Below are 17,416 nucleotides of genomic sequence, written 5' to 3'. Positions count from 1 at the left end.
ATGGAACGCATGGAGAATCCCAGCAATGAAGCCGACGCCGAGCTCACGCGGGTCCGTGCCGAACTGGACGCCAGGCACGGAGACATCGCGCGGCTGGAGCAGCAGCTGGAAGCCGTGGCCGCCGACACCGAGCGCTGGAAGACGCAGACCATCGCGGGGCCCACCGCGCCCGTCAGCTCCTGGCTCATCCTGCTGCTGGTGGGACTGCTCGTGGGGGGCGCCGTGAGCGTGCTGTACATCTTCCTCGCGGGAGGCCGGCTCCACCCGTGACGGCTTCACCGTGCGGGGACGCGCGCGCCGCTTCGGGGGATACTGGTGGCCATGTGCCCCATGGAGACGGGGGCGAGGACGGCGGGCATGCGCAGGTGGCTCATCGGTGGAGTGGCGGTCCTGGTCGCGTGCGGCCTCGTGCTGTTCTGGGCGCTGCGTTCAGGAGGACCGGACGCCCCGGAGGGCAACGCGGAAGCCACACTGACGCGGAAGCGCCCCGCGAACCCTGTGCCCACGCCGGAGCGCTCCGCCCCCGTGGAGGGGCTCCCGGCGGCGCGGTCCCCGAGCGAAGCGGATGGCGTCCTGGACGTGGAGGTGCTGTCCGATGGAAAGCCTTCACTCGGAACCACCGTGCGGCTCTACGCAAGGGGGGCGCGGGCGTCCACCTGGACGCTGATGGGCTCTGGGGTCACGGATCCGCAAGGCCACGTCCGGCTTGCCTCCGGGCCCGGGCGCTATCTCGTGGCGGTGCGCGCTCCGGGCCGGACCCCTCTGCTGCATGACGTGTCCCGCCCGCTCGGCGAGTCGCGCACGGCGCTGCGGATCTCCCTGGAGCCCGCGCAATCACTCGCGGGCCGCACGGTGGTGCGCGGAACGAATGAACCGTTACCGCTCGTGGAGATCGTCCTCACGGCGCACGCCCATGACCTGGAGACCTGGCAGCGCCCGGATGCTCCCGACGACGAGCGCGTCTATGCCACGAGCGACGAGCGGGGGAACTTCCGCATCGACGGACTCACCCCGGGCACCTACAAGCTGGAGGCCCGCGCCCCCGGCTACGCGCGCCTGGTGCTGGGCCGTCTGCTCATCCCCACGGAAGGCCCGCTGACGCTGGCGCTCCGGCTGGCGAGCGTCATCGAGGGCTTCGTCGTGGACTCGAAGGGCCTGCCGGCCACGGACGCCGAGGTGCGGGTCGGCGGCAGCGCCTCGCAGGTGGTGACGACGGGCGCGCAGGGCGGCTTCTCCGTGGAAGTGGAGCCCGGCTCCCATCTCCTGTCCGCGCGGCGCGGCGAGGAGTCCGGCGCGCTTGACCTGCCAGTGCTCTGCGCAGCGGGCAGCACCGTGCGCGACGTGCGCATCCAGCTGGGACCGGGCGCGGTGCTGGAGGGCCGCGTCGTCGAGGCGCTTTCGCGCAAGCCGGTGGAGGGAGCGCGCGTCGACGTCAGCCGCTCCGGCGGGGACGCGGACCCCGGCGTCGCCGTGTCGGACGCGGAGGGGCACTTCCTCGTGCGGGGGCTTGCCCCCGGCGGCTACGACGCGAAGGTCACGGCCTCGGGCTACTCACCCGCCATGCGCCGGGGCCTGACGGTCAGGCAGGGCGAACGCTTTCCCGTGGAACTTCAGCTCTCGGGCACCGGCGCGGTGGAGGGCCAGGTGCGAGACCGGAACGGAGCGCCGGTGGCCGCGGCCCGGATCTCCGGCGTCAACGGCTGGAGCCGGGGAATGGAGTTGAGCTCCATCGAGGCCCGCACGAACGCGGACGGCCACTATCGGCTCGAGGGAATCGCCACGGGCATCCTGTCCCTCTCCGCGAGCCAGGATGGGACGACGGCGGGCATCCGCCAGACCGTCTCCGTGGAGGAGAACCGCACGGCCCGGGCGGACTTCACCCTGGATGGCACGGGGACCCTCGAGGGCAGGGTGCGCGCGGCCCGTGGAGACCTCTCGGAGGGTCAGCTGGAGGTGACGGCCATGGCGGACAGGCAGCCGGGGGCCACGGGGATGACCCTCGGCAGTGCCGCCGTGGGCGCGGACGGGGTCTTCCGGATGACCCTTCCCGCCGGCGCCTACACGGCCACGCTCGCGGCGCGCGGTCGTTTCGTTCAGGGCAAGCAGGAGCAGGTGCGCGTGGAGGTGGGACGGACGGCCCAGGTCGAGTTCATCTGGGAGGAGCCGCCCGAGGAGCGCGCGTACCGGGGTGTCGTCCTGGAGCCGGATGGCTCGCCGTCGCCCCACGCCGTCATCACCCTCACGGCCGCGGAAGGAAAGGGCGTCCCCCTGTCGATGACACCCACGGATGTGGAGGGGCGCTTCACCGTTTCCTTCCGACCGGGGTTCACCCACCCGGACCGCGCGCTGTTGGTCGCGCGCAATGGAGGACGATCGAGCGAGCCCGTGCCCATCACCCTCGAAAAGGAGGTGGTGGTGCGGCTGAGGCCTTCGGCCTTCCTTCGCGGCCGCGTGGTGCGCAAGGGAGAGCCTGTTCGCGGCTTCACCCTCTCGCTCCGGCTCCAGAAGGGCTACTTGCCCAACGGCGAAGGCCCCTTCGAGTTCTCCGGCGACCGCTTCGAGTTACGCGACGTCCCGCCCGACCCCGTGAAGCTGACGGCGCGCACGGTGGATGGCTCCATCGGCGAGACCACGGCTTCGCCCTCCACGGGCGCGGTGCTCGAAGTGGACATTCCCCTGGAGGCCTCCGGCACCGTTCGGGGCCGGGTGGTGGACGCGGCCACGAAGACGCCCGTCTCTGGCGCGTTCGTCTTCATCGAGGGGGAGGAGCCCTTGATGGAGCACATCTCCAACGCGGAGGGCCGCTTCTCCCTCGGCGGGGTGCGCGCGGGCGAACGCGTCCTCCTCATCCTGGGCGGCCCTTCGCAGGGGCGTCTGCGCCGGCCGTTGAAGATGAAGGACGGTGACGTGCTGGACCTGGGCGACGTGGCCATGGAGGTGACGCCGCCCACCCAGGATGCATCCGCGCCGTGAGGTGCTTCAGCCGGGCTTGCGCCGCCAGCCCGGAGGCGGTCCCTCGCGCAGCACCTCGGCCACCGCCACCGCGCAGGCGAAGCTGGTCGTCATGGGCACCTGCATCCAGTGGCCGCCCATGTAGAGCTTCACCTCCCGCTCCTTCACGACGTGGTCCACCTTCACGTCCGCGCCCACGCGCTCCATGAGGGCGGGGTCGCCCACGGACACCACGGACTCCAGCTGCGCCGGCAGGGTAGGCATGCCGCCTGCGGAGGAGGCGATGATGGCGCCCCGTGCCGCCGCGCGGTTCGTGACCTCCCGCATGGACGCCTCCAGCGCGCGGTGGGTCGTGCCCAGGCTCAGGTTGAGCACGTCCACGCCCACCTCATCGAGCATCCACCCCATCGCCTCCACGAGGCACAGCGAGTGTCCGCGGATGTTCTGGTCGAGGACGCGAGCGACGTAGACCTCCACGTCCGGCCAGGGACGGACCTGGTCGTAGAGGATGCTCAGGACGGCCGTGCCGTGCCCATGCGTGTCCTCCAGGTCCAGCGTGCCCGTGCCGTCCCGCCACGCCTCCAGCTCCTCCCGTTCGTAGGCGCGCGCCTCCAGCACCTGCGCGTCCAGGTCGAGCGAGAAGGTGGCCGCTCCCGCGAGGTGCATCGCGTGCTCGCGCAGGAAGGCCACCTCCACGCCGCTGTCGATGATGCCCACCTTCTTCACGGCGAGGTGCCTCCCTGCCGCGAAGGGCTCCAGAGCTTCATCTGCCGGAACACATAGGTGCCCAGCGACACGGACTCCGTGCGGGGCGGGACGGCGTCCGGAACGGACACGGTCAGGTGCACGAGCGAACCCGCGAGCACCATCCCCGCGCCGAGCACCAAAATGAGCAGCAACGTGAGCGTGCCAATGCGCCGCACGACGAAGAGGCCGGCGTGGTCCGGGTCCTCCAGGAGCGGCAGCCGCGAGGGCAGCGGCTGCGCGGTGGGGCGTGGGAGTTCGTTCGCCATGACCGGGACCCTTCCTTTCCGCCGCGTCAGGCGGCGTCCGCCTCGCCCATGCCCGCACGGAACAGCCGCTGATACGGCGCGCAGCGCGCGAGCAGCTCCGTGTGCGGCCCCTGTCCCACCAGCCGGCCTCCCGCGAGCATCCACACCTCGTCGGCCAGGGGCGCGTTGGCCAGCCGGTGCGTGATGAACACCACCGTCTGTCCGCGCTCCCGGGCCCGCGCGAGCAGCGCCCGCACGATGGCGGACTCCGTCTCCACGTCGAGCTGCGAGGTGGCTTCGTCCAACAACAGCACGGGCGCGTCGCGCAAGACCGCCCGGGCCAGCGCCAGCCGCTGCCGCTGTCCGCCGGAGAGGCTCGCGCCCGCCTCTGCCACCGGCGTGTCGAAGCCCTGCGGCAGCGCGGCGAGGACGGACTCCAGCGCGCACAACCGCACGGCCTGCCGCAGGTCCTCCTCGCTCACGGCGGGGAGCCCCAGGGTGAGGTTGTCGCGCACGGTGCCGTGGTACAGCTCCACGTCCTGCCACACCACCGCGAGCTGCCGGCGCAGGTCGGACAGCTCCAGCGTCCGCGCGTCCTTCCCGTCGAACAGCACGCGCCCCCGGCCCGGCTCCTCCAGCCGCGTCAGCATCCTCGCGAGCGTCGTCTTTCCGGAGCCGCTGGAGCCGACGATGGTCACCACCGCGCCGGGCCGGATGCGCGCGCTCACCTCGCGCAGGACGTCCTGTCCGGGCAGGTAGCCGAAGGACACGTCCTCCAGCTCCACCCCGCCAGAGAGCCGCTGGGTCAGCGGAGCCGGCGGCGTCAGCGAGCGGGCCGGGTCCTGCTCCGGCGCCTCGTGCAGGTACTCGAAGAAGCGGCGCAGGTGGACCCCTCGCTGCTGCAGGCCGGTGACGAAGCCGATGGCCTCGATGACCGGCCCGCGCAGGTACGCGGCATAGGCCACGAAGGCCACGAAGCCGCCCAGCGTCAGCTTCCCCTGGATGATGAGCCGCCAGCCCAGCCAGGTGAACAGCGCCGTCTGCGCGGCCTCCACCGTGCGCTCGAACAGCCGCATCAGCCCCTCCACTCCGTGGGCCCGCAGGTGCGCCCGCAGCACGGACCGCATCAGCCCCGCCGCGCGCTGGTAGATGAACGGCTCCAGCGCCAGCACCTTCGTCGTGCGGCTCTGCCGCAGCGTCTCCACCTGGAGCGCCTGGAGGGCGCCGTGCACGCCCATCACCTCCTGCCAGGCCATCCCCATGGCGCGGCCGATGACGAGCGGCACCGCCACCACGAAGGGCAGCGTGGCCACGGCGGCCAGCGCCAGCTCCCAGTGCAGCGACGCCAGGGTGAAGGGGATGACGACCAGGAAGGTGAGCTGCGAGAAGACGAGCCGGATCAACCCCAGCACCAGGGCCATGCCCGCCTTCGCGTCGTCGAAGCGGCTGGTGAGCTCACCCACCTGACGCCGGGAGAAGAAGCGGTCCGGCAGGTGCTGCAGGTGGTTGAAGAGATAGAGCGTGGCGGAGCTCTCCAGCTTCACCGTGAGGTACGCGGAGTAGTAGCCGAACAGTGACTCCACGAGCGCCGCCGCCACCGACGCGGCGAGGATGCTCAGCACCAGCACGTGCAGAAGCCCCAGGTCCCGAGGGGACGACACGTGGTCGAACAACAGCCGCGTGAGGAAGGGCGGAATGAGCAAGAGCCCGGTGATGACCGGGCCCAGGAGCGCGCTCCTCAAGAGCGAGCCCCACGCGGGACGCAGGAGCCGCAGCAGCGCGGCGAGATAGCGCGCCGACTGCCGCAGCCCGGGAGCCCCTTCTTCCTGCATCGCGCCGCCCGCTTCCATCACAGGTGCGTGAGCACGCTCCGCGCCAGCGCGTCCACTTCCTCCGGAATGGCGTGGACGCGCAGGCCGGTGTGCTGCTCCATCTTCCGCCGCGCCTCCTCCAGCACCTCGTCCCGGACGCCCAGGAACCACGTCTCCGTCCAGCGGCTGCCCAGAAGCTTGCGCCCGCCCATCATCGCAAGGCCCACCACCGTGCAGGGCACGTTGTGCTCGCGGGCCAGCGACTCCAGATATTCGCGCGTCGCGATGACGTCTTCCGGCTTCGTATCCACCGCCACGGTCAGCACCACCAGGCGCGGCAGGAACGTCTCGTAGATGAGCGTGGAGGCGTTGGCCCGTTTGTCCATGCCTTGCGGCACGTAGAGCAGGCCGTTCTGCCCGCCGGTGATGACCAGGTCGCAGTCGTTCGCCAGCTCCTGCATGATCCGCCGCTCGAACGCCAGCCGCTGCGGGGGCTCCACACGCAGCACGCGCGAGTAGCCCGTGTCGGAGCCCAGCAGGATGCCCGTGGGCTCGGTGGCGTGGTGGCGCACGCGCACGTGCTTCGCCAGCGCCTCGCGCAGGTAGACCTGCGTGGTGAACTTGCCCTGCACCGTGTCCGTGCCGAACACGCCCAGCAGGTTGCGCGGCGCGTAGTCCTCCGGGCCCGGCTTCGCGAGCGCGTCCTGCTCCGGCACCGCCACGCGGAAGAAGAGGTGGGGGTCCGGCTCCAGCCCGTCGAAGAGGTCGTAATAGAGGATGTCGTCGTACAGCGACACCACCGGCAGCCGCCTGCGCGTGGCCACCTCCAGCAGCGCCCGGACGTGCGGGACCTCCGTCTCGAAGTTGAGCGAGCAGGTGAACACGACCGCGTCGAAGTCATGACTCGCGATGGCCGCCGGGTCGTTCACCACGGGCACGGACAGCTCACCCGCCTGGATGTACGTGCCCGCGTCGCTGAGCGTCACCGTGTCGTCGAAGACGACGCACGCCGGGGCCGGGCTCCGGTCGCGGAAGCGCAGCAGCGCGTAGCCCTCTTTGTTGTACTTGAAGACGGCGGTCCGCTTGCCCGCGAGCACCTCCATCACCTGCGCGCGCGTGTACATGTGGCGGCTGCGCAGCGTGGGGTTCATCTTGAGGGGCAGCCGCTGGTCGCCCTCCCAGATTTCACCCAGCTTCTGGTACAGCACCTCCGGGTCGTACTTGGGATAGGTGCGGGTGTCCGGCGCGATGAGCAGCGGCACGCCGTAGTCCGGCATCTGGAAGACGTGCTCGCGCTCGGAGCCCTCCACGCGCAGCGCGTAGCGGCCCTGCGGGTGCAACAGGAAGTACTGGAACGCGACGCGCAGGCCCGCGACCTCCAGCACCTCCGCGTCCAGCGTCAGCTCCCGGCGCGCTCCGGTGTTCACGCCCTCCAGAGACAGCCGGCGCAGCAGGAATGGCGGCTGCTCCTTCTCGTCGGCCTTGCTCACCTGGATGAGCACGCACTTGAAGGGGTCCACCGGGAAGGACGTGAGCAGCTCGGAGGAGAAGTCCTTCAGCCGCGACACGACATCCGCGTAGCGCGCGAGGAACAGCGCCCTCGCCCGGTCCCGCTGCGTCGGATCCGGAATCATGAAGAGCAGGTCGCTGCCGCTGAAGACCTCGAAGCGGCGCCACGTCTCGCGCGTCTCCGCGTCCACCGGCTCCGGCAGCTGCGCCTCCACCAGCTTGATGAGCGCGTACATCCACGCGTTGCCCGGCGTCAGCCAGTGCTCGCTGTAGAAGTCGCGCCCCCACGTCGAATAGTAGAGCCGGGGCAGCGACGGCGGCGCGGGCGGCGGCGTGGCGGCCTGGATTTCGACGGGCGCGGCGGGCTGCATGACGCCCTCCAGCCACTCGATGCCTTCGTGCCACCAGTGGCCGAACAGCTCCGTGTCGAACGCGAGCACGAACGTCTGCCCGTCCTGGACGAGCGAGCGGCGCGAGTCCAACAGCTCCCAGAACTCGCGCACGTGCTGCTTCACCTGGGTGCGGGCCGCGTCCACGTCGTAGAGGGCCTTCTGGCCCAGGTCGACCTTCTGGCCCGTCACCGCCTGGTACTTGAGGCCCGTCCACACGTGCCCCCGCTTGTTCGCGGGCACGGGCACGCCCAGCTCCTCGAAGTATTCAGGCCGCACGTCGAAGCCGACGTCCCGGAAGAACTCGCGGTACACCGGGTGCGCGGGGAACGTGGACTCGGGCGACTTCCACAGGTACAGCCCGATGCGGTAGTCGTGGACCATCACCTCCAGGTCCTCGTGGCGGAACACGCCGCTGGGGTCCTGGGCCTGGGACGCGCCAATGCCCGTCAGGCTGAGCGCGGTGCGGCGGATGCCATGGCGCGTGAGCACGCGCTCCAGGCCCGGCTGGAAGGCGCACTCGGGCAGCCAGAGGCCGTCCGGCTCGCGGCCGAAGAGGTCCTGGAAGGACTCCACGCCTCGCGCCACCAGCCGGTCCGCGACGGCGGGCTGGAAGAAGGGCAGGAAGTTGTGCTGCGGCGTGGAGGTCCACAGCTGCACGTTGGACGCCCGTGAGCGCCCCAGCGAGGCGAACACGTCCCGCAGGCTGTGCTGGCGCAGGAACGCGAGGCTGTCCTCCACGCGGCGCAGGTACATGCCCGCGGTGCGGTGGACCCGTGCGAGCGATTCGTCCGACAGGGATTGGGGGAACTTCTCGTAGCGGTTGTAGAGCTCCAACCGCGACGTGCGCTCCAGCTCGCGCGTGGCGATGCGCTTCAGCAGCTGGAGGTAGCCGGTGTAGCGCTCCTCGCAGGCGACGAGCTGCTCGAAGAGGCACGGGGTGAAGGACATCACCAGCGTGCCGGCGAAGCGCTGGGCGTCCCAGCGCTCCAACATCCGGAACAGCGGGATGTACGTCTCCGTCAGCGCTTCGAAGAGCCAGTTCTCCGGCTCATCGAAGAGGGACCCTTCGCCCAACACCTGCGGCATGTGGGTGTTGAGGATCAGGGTAAGGCGCGTGTTCATGAGGGGACCGCGAGACGGGGGGAAGCGGGGAAGGCACAGCGGACCGCGAGGCTAGGCGCCGCCGCCGCAGTCCTCGGAGGGGGACGTCGCGCCGTCCTCGGAACACAGCCGGTGGGCCGAGTTGTAGAGGTCCTGCCAGACCGTTCCCGGTCCCGAGGCGACGAGCGTGTACGTGGTGCTGGAGAAGTTCGACGTGGCGAAGCCCTGGACGTCCGGGCCTCCGTTGACCTGCTCCAGCAGCTCCGAGACATCCTTGCGCGTGAATCGCATCGGGGACCTCCGTGTGACGGGTGGAACGGCGGAAAGGAAGGCGCGGGCCGAGGGCTAGTAGCAGCCGAACGTGGAGCGGTCCTCGGCGGTGACGGTGCCGCCGTCCTCGCAGGTCCACTGGTAGGTCCAGTAGTTCTGCCAGACAGCGCCGCCGCCAAAGGAGGGAACCAGGTTCCAGGTGGAGCCGGCGAAGGTGGAGGTGCCGAAGCCCTGGACATCCGGGCTGCCCTGCACCTCGTTCAACAGGTCACTGACGTTCTTGCACGTGTAACGCATGGGAGTGCTCCGGGAGTGGCGTGGGGAGACGGCGAAGCGGGGCGCTAGTAGCAGCCCACCTGGGACCGGTCCTCGATGACGACCTGGCCACCGTCCTCGCACATCCGGTGATTCGGGTTGTAGATGTCCTGGTAGATGTAGCCGCCCGCCGACGGGGTGATGTTGTACGTGTAGCCGCCGACCGTGGACGTCCAGAAGCCCGTCACGTCGGGGTTGCCCTGCACGGTGTCGAGCAGCTCGGAGATGTTCTTGCGCGTGTACCGCATGGTGAGGACTCCAGGGGATGAGGGGGAGATCAGCGGAGCCCTGAATCCTAGAAAGGGACGGAGGAGCGGGCAAGGCAGGGCAGGGTAGGGCCCCCGGAAGTGTCAGGAAGCACGTGTGGCTTTGTGTTTCACGGTCTCACCGGACCCACCGACAGGAAGCCGGGGCCGCATGCCTGCGTTCAGCCAGGGTTCGAGTGCGAGCTGGACGCCGCACGCCGCGACCGTGACGAGCGCGGCGGTGAAGCCCGGAGCCTTCCACGCGCCGGCGACGGCCGCCGTGGCGATGACCCAGGGGCGGATCAGCGTGAACGGCCCCAGGACCACCACGCTCGCGAGCGTCCGCACGTCGGCCTCCGCGGCGGCCCAGACGCCCATGCCCATCAGCGTCAGGGTGGCGTACGGCAGGAGCACCCAGAGGATCGCCTGCGCGCAGACGAGCAGCTGGGGGAACAGACCCGGTGAGAACAGGCAGGCCCCGGCGATGCCAGCACCCACCAGCGCGGTCGTGAAGAGTCCCCGCCCCATCCCCCGGCGGATGGCGGCCCGGTAGTAGTCGGCCTTGAAGATGCGGGCATCGCGGCCCGCGGCCACCCGGAAGCCGCAGAACGAGGCATCGGTGACGGCGAGCAGCGCGAGCAGCACCGGAAGGCCAGCGTTCATGAAGTGGGTCCCAGCCGTGCGCGCAGCGGGCCCAGGTGGCGCTGGAGCGGTTCCCACAGGTCCGCGCGCGTTCCCACCGTGGCGGTCATGGGCCGGAGCATGGCGCCGAGGAGGTTGCGGGCCCCATCCAGGGACGCGCAGGTGAACCCCGTGGCAGCCCTGGCCGCCGACAGCAGGGTCTGCGTGGGATGGGCGCGCCGTGCGGAGACCACGCCATCGTGGCGCGCGAGCGGCTCCCGCATGCGGGCCTGGTGGAACATCCACGAGCCCCAGGGCGAGAGCACCGAGTGCTGGATGTCGTAGTGCACGAAGGCGTGCCCCTGCCGCTGGCCGGCGAAGAACGCGCTCAGGTCGTTCCCGCGAAAGTGATGCAGGACGCCCGTGGAGATGAAGATGTGTCCGGGCTGCTCCAACTGGAACGCGTTCGCGACCCGGAGCTCGCATGAGAGGGATTCCTCTTCCGCGAGCCGCCGGGCGTTCTCAATCAGCGTCACATTCATGTCACAGCCGATGATTTCGACGTCGCGTCCCAGCCGCCCATGCGCCGCGAGCGAGCGGACTGCGTAGCCAAGCCCGCAGCCGACATCGACGATGCGCAGCGGAGGCTTCACGCCGGAGTCGCGCAGCGCCTGCAACAGGGGCAGCAGTACGCAGCGGATGCGGTCCGCCTGAAGGAACTCCTCGCTCAGCCGCTGCAGCTCGATGTGGGAGCGCAGGAGGGCCAGGCTGCAGGCCTCGAAGTCGAGCGTGTCGTTGGACGAGGGAAGCCGCTGCACGAACCGCGCGGCGGACCGCTGCCCGTTCGCCATGAGCCGGGCCACGACGGCTTCGCGCGACACCGGCCTGGGCTGGAGCGTCGCGACGTCGTAGTCGACGATGAGGTCGGAGATTTCGAGCAGGTCGGATGGCATTCCAGCGCGTGAGCGCCGGAGTGTACCTCAACGCCGGGGCGGCTCAGCGCCCCGGCGCCGTCCCTGCCTACTCCCCTGCGCCGGTCAGCCCTGGCGGGCAGCTGAAGGTGGCCGGCACGGCCCACAGCTGGCCCTCCTCGGCGTCATCAAGGGCGGTGAAGAAGATGCGATGGCCCACGCGGGTGAACGAGCCCGGAAAGTGGATGTCCGCCAGCCGGCCCTGCGTCGCCACGGAGCCCCGGGTGAAGTAGGGGAAGACGGGCCCGATGGGGTCTGGCGCGCCGCCGAACAGGACCTGACCCTTGCCGGTGGCGAACAGCGGGTAGCGGTACCCGTACTCCACATTGGGATTGTCGAAGAGCTGGCGGGTCCCCGCGGCCGTTCCATTCGTCGCCCACAGCGAGACGTCCCTGGATACGGGGGCGTCGCTTCCAATGCTCATGAAGAAGTAGATGTCGCTGCCGGAGACCACGGCTGTCCGCACGGCGGGATAAGCGTACTCGTCGGAACCGTAGGGGTTGGGCAGGGTGGTGATCCCCGTCTTGCCACCGCCGCTCAGGGAGAGCCGGTCGATGCGAAGCCGCTTCGTCACCGGGTTGTCCACGGACGTCAGATAGACATACGCCCCCAGAGTCCCGAGCAGGCTCACCCGCCTGCCGAAGGCTTCCAGGCGAACGGTCCCCGCGGCGGTGCCATTCGTCTTCCACACCTCGAAGTCGGGGCCGTCCTCCAGGATGAACAACGGAGGCTCACCCGGGCGGCTCACGTCCGTGAGGTAGGTGGGCCCCGCGTCCAGCCGCTTGACGGAGGTGGTCCCGGCCCGCGTGCCGTCGGTGCGCCACAGCGTGGTGCCCGTGTCCTCGGAGATGAAGAAGAGCAACGCGTTGCCGACCTTCAATGTGTCGTTGCCCAGGTCCGGGGTGCTGGTGAAGCTCCGCACCCGCAGCGTGCCGGCAGCCGTTCCGTCGGACCGCCACAGCTCCGGCCCGGCCCTTCCTCCCGGCAGTGGCACCCAGCGGAAGAACACCAGGCGGCCATTGAGCTCCGTGGCGTTGGTCATCACGGAGCCTTCCGATCCGGGCGTGATGTCCTTGACCAGCTGGGTCCCACCCGCCGTCCCGTCACTGCTCCAGAGCTCCATGCCGGTGGTGTCGGTGCGGGTCTGGAAGAAGAGCGTGTTGCCCACCGCGACGAGGTTCTGGGGTTGATAGACGCCCGGCGGCCCCGGAAACGCCTTCAGCGGGACGGTTCCCGCCTCCGTGCCGTCGCTGCGCCACAGGAACGAACCGGTGTCGAAGGAGGAGGTGACGAAGTAGAGCGTCCCCTGGACGTTCGTGAGCTCCCCCATGAAGCCCGCGGAACCCGGGGGCGTGATGGCCGCCACCCGGGCCGCCACCCCAGGAGGGCACGCCTGGGCGGTCACCTCGCGGGAGTCGTCCTCCACCGTGGCCACGGGGAGGGCCTCCGCTGGCGAAGGCCCAGGCCCACCCGACAGCTCATCTCCCTGCAATCCCCCACAGCCCACCCCTGCCAGACACAACCACAGCAGGGTGCCCCAATTCCTTGCATGCATGTCCACACCTCCCGGTCCACGACGCGCGGAGGGTGGGTTGCGAGGCTTTGCGTTCCAAGAGGCATCCCAAGGAGGTAGGAGTGTCGCGAGACCGGGTCGCGAGCTGGCGGACCGCCGTCGAGGCGAAGCCGCTGTACGGGGCCGTCCAGCGAGTGATTGCCGGAGTGTACCTCAACGCCGGGGCGGCTCAGCGCCCCGGCGTCGTCCCTGCCTACTCCCTCGGGCCTGTCAGCCCTGGCGGGCAGCTGAAGGTGGCCGGCACGGACCACAGCTGACCCTCGTCGGCGCCGTTGACGGCGGTGAAGAAGATGCGATTGCCCACGCGAGTGAACGAGTCCGGAGAGTGGATGTCCGCCAGCCGGCCCTGCGTCGCCACGGAGCCCCGGGTGAAGTAGGGGAAGGCGGGACTGCCCTGCTCCGGCGTGCCGCCGAACAGGACCTGGCCCGTGCCGGTGGCGAACACAGGAAAGCGGTCCTCGTAGTCCGGACCAGGGCTGTCGAAGAGCTTGCGGGTCCCCGCGGCTGTCCCATTCGTCGCCCACAGCGACACCTCCAATGGCCCAGGGTGGTCGGCTTCGATGGCCATGGTGAAGTAGATGTCGATGCCGGAGATCACCGCCGTCTGGAGTACGGGATACGCGAGTTCGCCGGGCGCGTAAGGGTTGGGCAGTGTGATGACCTTCGTCTTGCCACCGCCGTTCAACGAGAGCCGATCAATGCGCAGCCGGGCCGGGTCTGAATTCTCCACGGACGTCAGATAGACATTCGCGCCCAGCGTCCCGAGCAGGTTCACCCGCTTTCCGAAGGCGTCCAGGCGAATGGTTCCCGCGGCGGTGCCATTCGTCTTCCACACCTCGAAGTTGGGGCCGTCCTCCAGGATGAACAACGGCTGCTCACCCGGGCGGCTCACGTCCGTGAGGTAGGTGGGCCCCGAGTCCAGCCGCTTGACGGAGGTGGTCCCGGCCTGCGTGCCGTCGGTGCGCCACAGCGTGGTGCCCGTGTCCTCGGAGAAGATGAAGAGCAACGCGTTGCCGGCCTTCAACGTGTAGTAGCCCAGATTCGTGAGTCCGCCGAAGTCCTTCACCCGCAGCGTGCCGGCCGCCGTCCCGTCGGATCGCCACAGCTCCGGCCTGGCCCCACCTCCCGGCAGCGGCACCCAGCGGAAGAACACCAGGCGGCCATTGAGCTCCGTGGCGTTGGTCATCCCGGAGCCTTCCGAGCCGGGAGTGATGTCCTTGACCAGCCGGGTCCCACCCGCCGTTCCGTCACTGCTCCAGAGCTCCATGCCGGTGGTGTCGGTGCGGGTCTGGAAGAAGAGCGTGTTGCCCACCGCGACGAGGCTCTGGGGCTGATAGACGCCGGGGGGGCCCGGAAACGCCTTCAGCGGGACGGTTCCCATCTCCGTGCCGTCGCTGCGCCACAGGAACGAACCGGTGTCGAAGGAGGAGGTGACGAAGTAGAGCGTCCCCTGGACGTTCGTGAGCTCCCCCATGAAGCCCGCGAACCCCGGGGGCGTGATGGCCGCCACCCGGGCCGCCACCCCGGGGGGACACGCCTGGGCCGTCACCTCGCGGGAGTCGTCCTCCACCGTGGCCACGGGGACGGCCTCCGCCAGCGGGGCCCCGGGCTCCCCTGCCACGTCATCACCCTGCAATCCACCACAGCCCACCCCTGCCAGACCCAACCACAGCAGGGCACTCCAATTCCTTACATGCATCGCCTCTCCTTCCCGGTTCACAGCGGACGGAGGGTGGGCTGCGAGGCTTTGCCTTCCAAGGGGCACCCCAAGGAGGTAGGAGTGTTTTGAGTATTTTGATCGTTTTTCTTGGGTTCAATTCCTACCGGGGCCGAGGCAGTCCGATGAGGTAGGTGATGCTCATTCCGTTCGCCTTGTGAACGCCGTGGTGCCACTTGTACCCGTCGTTATCGAGCCCCTCCGTCAGCTCCTCGAGGTCTTCCGGTGTGTAGGTCCGCAGCGACGACACCACGCCATCCCAGAGGATGAGCAGGGGGATGATGGGCACCAGGTAGGTGAGGACCAGCCGCCACCACTGCCTGGGCCGGATGAGCAGGGTGAAGCCCCATACCAGGGGGATGATGAGCAGGATTTGGAAGAGGACGTACAGCAGCGAGCGCTGTGTGAGCTCGAAGGCCGCGATGGGAACGCCGCGCGTGGCGGCGTCCGCGAGGAGGGCTTTCGCCTGCTTCGGGCGGAAGTGGTGCAATCCCTCGAACAGGGTGCGCAACCCGGTGAGCTCCTCCGGGATGTGCATGACGTCGACCGGAGTGTCTTGGTACCGAGCGCCCTCGGGCAGCTCCGGCACCGGGGTGGGGTGGAGGTCGGTGAGGACCACCTCCGCCTCACTGTGCACCCGGCGCAGCGCTGGGAGCAGGGTGCGCCAGGGTCCTCCCGTTCCCGAGCACAGGTCGATGATGCGGTTCGTGCCGGACATGCGCAGCAGATCCGCCAGCTGGGGGGCCACGGAGTCGTAGGGGCGCGTCTTGTCGAGCACGACGTGCAGGTAGTCGACCTCGCCACGGCGCAGCGGCGCGGGCAGCCACGACTGGTCGAGGAACTCGAAGAGGTGGAGTCGGGGGAGCAGTCTCATCGCCCGGAGGATAGGGCCTCCCCGGGCCCGTCTTCCATCTCTCCGATGGCCCTACTTGCTCACCGCGATGGACTTCCGGAACAGCGCCAGGCTGTAGACGAAGAAGCCCACGCCCACCGCGCTCACCATCAGGAACTGGCGCCAGACGGCCCACAGCCCTCCGCCGCGGTAGATGATGACCTGCGAGAAGCTGACGAAGTGCCGGGCAGGCAGGAGGTACGTGACGTATTGCAGCCACTTCGGCTGGCTCTCCACGGGCGTGCTCCCGCCGGAAAGCAGCATCAGCACCAGGACCACCAGGATGATGAGCAGCGCGAACTGCGCCATCGAGCGGGAGATGGTCCCCAGGAAGATTCCGAGCGCCGTGGCGAAGAACAGGTAGAGCACGACGCCGACGAACCACAGCACCACCGAGCCGGCGAACGGCACCTTCAGCGCCAGGTGCACGACCAGGAACAGCGAAGCCCCGGTCGCGACGAGAATCACCAGGCCGTTGGCCCAGACCTTCGCCATGGCGATCTCGAACGAAGTCAGCGGCATCACCAGCAGGTGCTCCAGCGTTCCGTGCTCGCGCTCGCGGATGACCGCCGCGCCCGTGAGGACGACCGTCAGCAGGGTGATTTGATTGATGATGGCCACTACGCTCTTGAACCAGGACGACACCCCGTTGGGGTTGAAGAGCTTGCGGACGATGAGGTTGACGGGCTTCGGTCCCGTCTGCTCCGTGCGCTTGAGGAAGGACGAGATGCGGTCGTTGAGGATGTTCTTGATGTAGCCGGAGCCGATGCCCGCCTGCTGCATGGCGGTCGCGTCGATGTTCAGCTGGACGTCCGGATTGCGCCCCGCGCGCAGGTCGTGCTCGAAGCGCGGCGGAATCACCACGACGAACATGAACCGGCCCCGGTCCATGTCCGGCTGGATGGCATCCTCGGTGATGACCTCCGGCGACTTGAAGCGGGGCGGATAGAACGCGTTGAGCAGTTCCTTGGACAACGCGGACCCGTCCTCGTCGACGAAGGCAATCGACGCGTTGTTCACCTCGCTGGAGGTCCCCGTGGCCTGGACGTAGATGGCCAGGGTGAACGCATAGACGACGAACACGACCAGCACCGCGTCGCTGAGCAGGCTGCGGATTTCCTTGAGCCCGAGCCACAGGATGTTCAGCAGCGAGTTCACTGCTACTTCTCCTGCTTTCTCAGGCCGAGGACGCTGATGGCCAGAAGGAGGGGGACGCACACGGCCAGGAAGGCGACGTCCCTCATGATGAGGCCCGCGCCCAGTCCCTTGGTGAAGGCGCCCAGGCTGGCGTGCATGTAATAGGTGGCCGGCCAGATGGAGCCGACGACCTTGGCCCCACCCTGGAGCGTGGAGACCGGCTGCAACAGGCCGGAGAACTGGATGGTCGGCACGATGGTCAGGATGGCCGTGACGAAGACGGCCGCGACCTGGCTGCCGGTGAAGGTGGACGTCACCATCCCAATGCCTGTCGTCGCCATGACGTAGAACAGCGCGCAGACCACCAACGTCAGGAAGCTGCCCTTGATGGGGACGCCGAAGACCACAAGCGCCAGCGCGGTCAGGATGAAGAAGTTGGCCATGCCGATGACCACGTAGGGCAGCTGCTTTCCAAGCAGGTACTCCAGCCTCCCCGTGGGCGTGACATAGAAGTTGATGATGGACCCCAGCTCCTTCTCACGCACGATGCTGACCGTCATGAGGATGGCCGGGATGAGCAGCAGCAGCAGCGCCGGGACGCTCGGCACGATGGAGTAGATGCTCTTGAAGGTGGGGTTGTAGAGGTAGCGCTCTTCGATGTTGGCCGTGGATTCCTGCGCGCTGGCGGAGTGGAAGCCGCTCGCGGGATCCCGGAGCATCCGGTTGTGGACCCCCTGGACGTATTGCTCGACGGTGTCGCCACGGAAGGTCATGGCGCCGTCCACCTGCGCCAGCACCTCGGGGCCGGAGCCCCGGCGGAGGTTCAGACCAAAGCGGGGCGGAATCTCCAGCACCACCGAGACATCGTCTGACTGGAGCCGACGGAGCGCCGCGTCCGCGGACGGGGCGGGCGGGGTC

General features: G+C 69.2%; 16 protein-coding genes. 2 read left to right on the top strand and 14 right to left on the bottom strand.

Annotated elements, in window-relative coordinates; all coding sequences use genetic code 11:
- Both D7Y11_RS19855 and D7Y11_RS19845 read left to right on the top strand, forming a co-directional pair.
- Window positions 1–270, top strand: coding sequence for a hypothetical protein (locus D7Y11_RS19855; protein ID WP_126934484.1), 270 nt, complete (start codon window positions 1–3; stop codon window positions 268–270).
- Window positions 271–357: 87 nt separating this feature from the next.
- A complete protein-coding gene (locus D7Y11_RS19845; protein ID WP_158641965.1) occupies window positions 358–2,973 on the top strand; it encodes a carboxypeptidase regulatory-like domain-containing protein in 2,616 nt (871 codons plus the stop codon).
- 6 nt (window positions 2,974–2,979) lie between these two features.
- Here the strand turns inward: D7Y11_RS19845 and D7Y11_RS19840 are convergent, their stop codons facing one another.
- The 14 genes from D7Y11_RS19840 to D7Y11_RS19775 form a co-directional block, all read right to left on the bottom strand.
- Window positions 2,980–3,678, bottom strand: coding sequence for a S8/S53 family peptidase (locus tag D7Y11_RS19840; RefSeq protein WP_120576774.1), 699 nt, complete (start codon window positions 3,676–3,678; stop codon window positions 2,980–2,982).
- A complete protein-coding gene (locus tag D7Y11_RS19835; protein WP_126934481.1) occupies window positions 3,675–3,965 on the bottom strand; it encodes a hypothetical protein in 291 nt (96 codons plus the stop codon). Before D7Y11_RS19835 ends, D7Y11_RS19840 begins: the two co-directional genes overlap by 4 nt.
- Window positions 3,966–3,991: 26 nt before the next feature.
- Window positions 3,992–5,776, bottom strand: coding sequence for a peptidase domain-containing ABC transporter (locus D7Y11_RS19830; protein ID WP_158624400.1), 1,785 nt, complete (start codon window positions 5,774–5,776; stop codon window positions 3,992–3,994).
- A gap of 17 nt (window positions 5,777–5,793) precedes the next feature.
- A complete protein-coding gene (locus D7Y11_RS19825; protein WP_126934480.1) occupies window positions 5,794–8,778 on the bottom strand; it encodes a DUF1611 domain-containing protein in 2,985 nt (994 codons plus the stop codon).
- 51 nt (window positions 8,779–8,829) lie between these two features.
- Window positions 8,830–9,048 (bottom strand): hypothetical protein, encoded by a 219-nt coding sequence (locus tag D7Y11_RS19820; protein ID WP_014394285.1) that lies wholly within the window; start codon window positions 9,046–9,048, stop codon window positions 8,830–8,832.
- A 54-nt stretch (window positions 9,049–9,102) separates the two neighbouring features.
- The gene (locus tag D7Y11_RS19815) at window positions 9,103–9,324 is read right to left on the bottom strand and encodes a hypothetical protein (protein ID WP_120576778.1); all 222 of its coding nucleotides are present in this window, start codon (window positions 9,322–9,324) and stop codon (window positions 9,103–9,105) included.
- A 44-nt stretch (window positions 9,325–9,368) separates the two neighbouring features.
- On the bottom strand, window positions 9,369–9,590 hold the full coding sequence (locus D7Y11_RS19810; protein WP_120566677.1) for a hypothetical protein: 222 nt from the start codon (window positions 9,588–9,590) through the stop codon (window positions 9,369–9,371).
- A gap of 102 nt (window positions 9,591–9,692) precedes the next feature.
- Window positions 9,693–10,250, bottom strand: coding sequence for a hypothetical protein (locus D7Y11_RS19805; protein WP_126934479.1), 558 nt, complete (start codon window positions 10,248–10,250; stop codon window positions 9,693–9,695).
- Complete coding sequence (locus tag D7Y11_RS19800; RefSeq protein WP_126934478.1) at window positions 10,247–11,161, bottom strand: class I SAM-dependent methyltransferase; 915 nt, start codon at window positions 11,159–11,161, stop codon at window positions 10,247–10,249. The genes D7Y11_RS19805 and D7Y11_RS19800 overlap by 4 nt, the downstream gene beginning before the upstream one ends.
- Window positions 11,162–11,228: 67 nt before the next feature.
- Entirely contained in the window at window positions 11,229–12,734 is a 1,506-nt protein-coding gene (locus tag D7Y11_RS19795) for a hypothetical protein (protein ID WP_120576781.1), read from the bottom strand.
- A gap of 211 nt (window positions 12,735–12,945) precedes the next feature.
- Window positions 12,946–14,451: a hypothetical protein gene (locus tag D7Y11_RS19790; protein ID WP_126934477.1), complete on the bottom strand. Its 1,506-nt coding sequence runs from the start codon at window positions 14,449–14,451 to the stop codon at window positions 12,946–12,948.
- Between the two features lie 121 nt (window positions 14,452–14,572).
- Window positions 14,573–15,343, bottom strand: coding sequence for a hypothetical protein (locus D7Y11_RS19785; protein WP_126934476.1), 771 nt, complete (start codon window positions 15,341–15,343; stop codon window positions 14,573–14,575).
- A 51-nt stretch (window positions 15,344–15,394) separates the two neighbouring features.
- A complete protein-coding gene (locus tag D7Y11_RS19780; protein ID WP_120576784.1) occupies window positions 15,395–16,519 on the bottom strand; it encodes an ABC transporter permease in 1,125 nt (374 codons plus the stop codon).
- A gap of 2 nt (window positions 16,520–16,521) precedes the next feature.
- A partial coding sequence (locus D7Y11_RS19775) for an ABC transporter permease (protein WP_148139216.1) occupies window positions 16,522–17,416 on the bottom strand: 895 nt, incomplete at its 5' end.

It is taken from the genome of Corallococcus sp. AB018, from assembly GCF_003986945.1.
GTDB lineage: Bacteria > Myxococcota > Myxococcia > Myxococcales > Myxococcaceae > Corallococcus > Corallococcus exiguus.
This window is presented reverse-complemented; position numbering and strand designations above follow the sequence as displayed.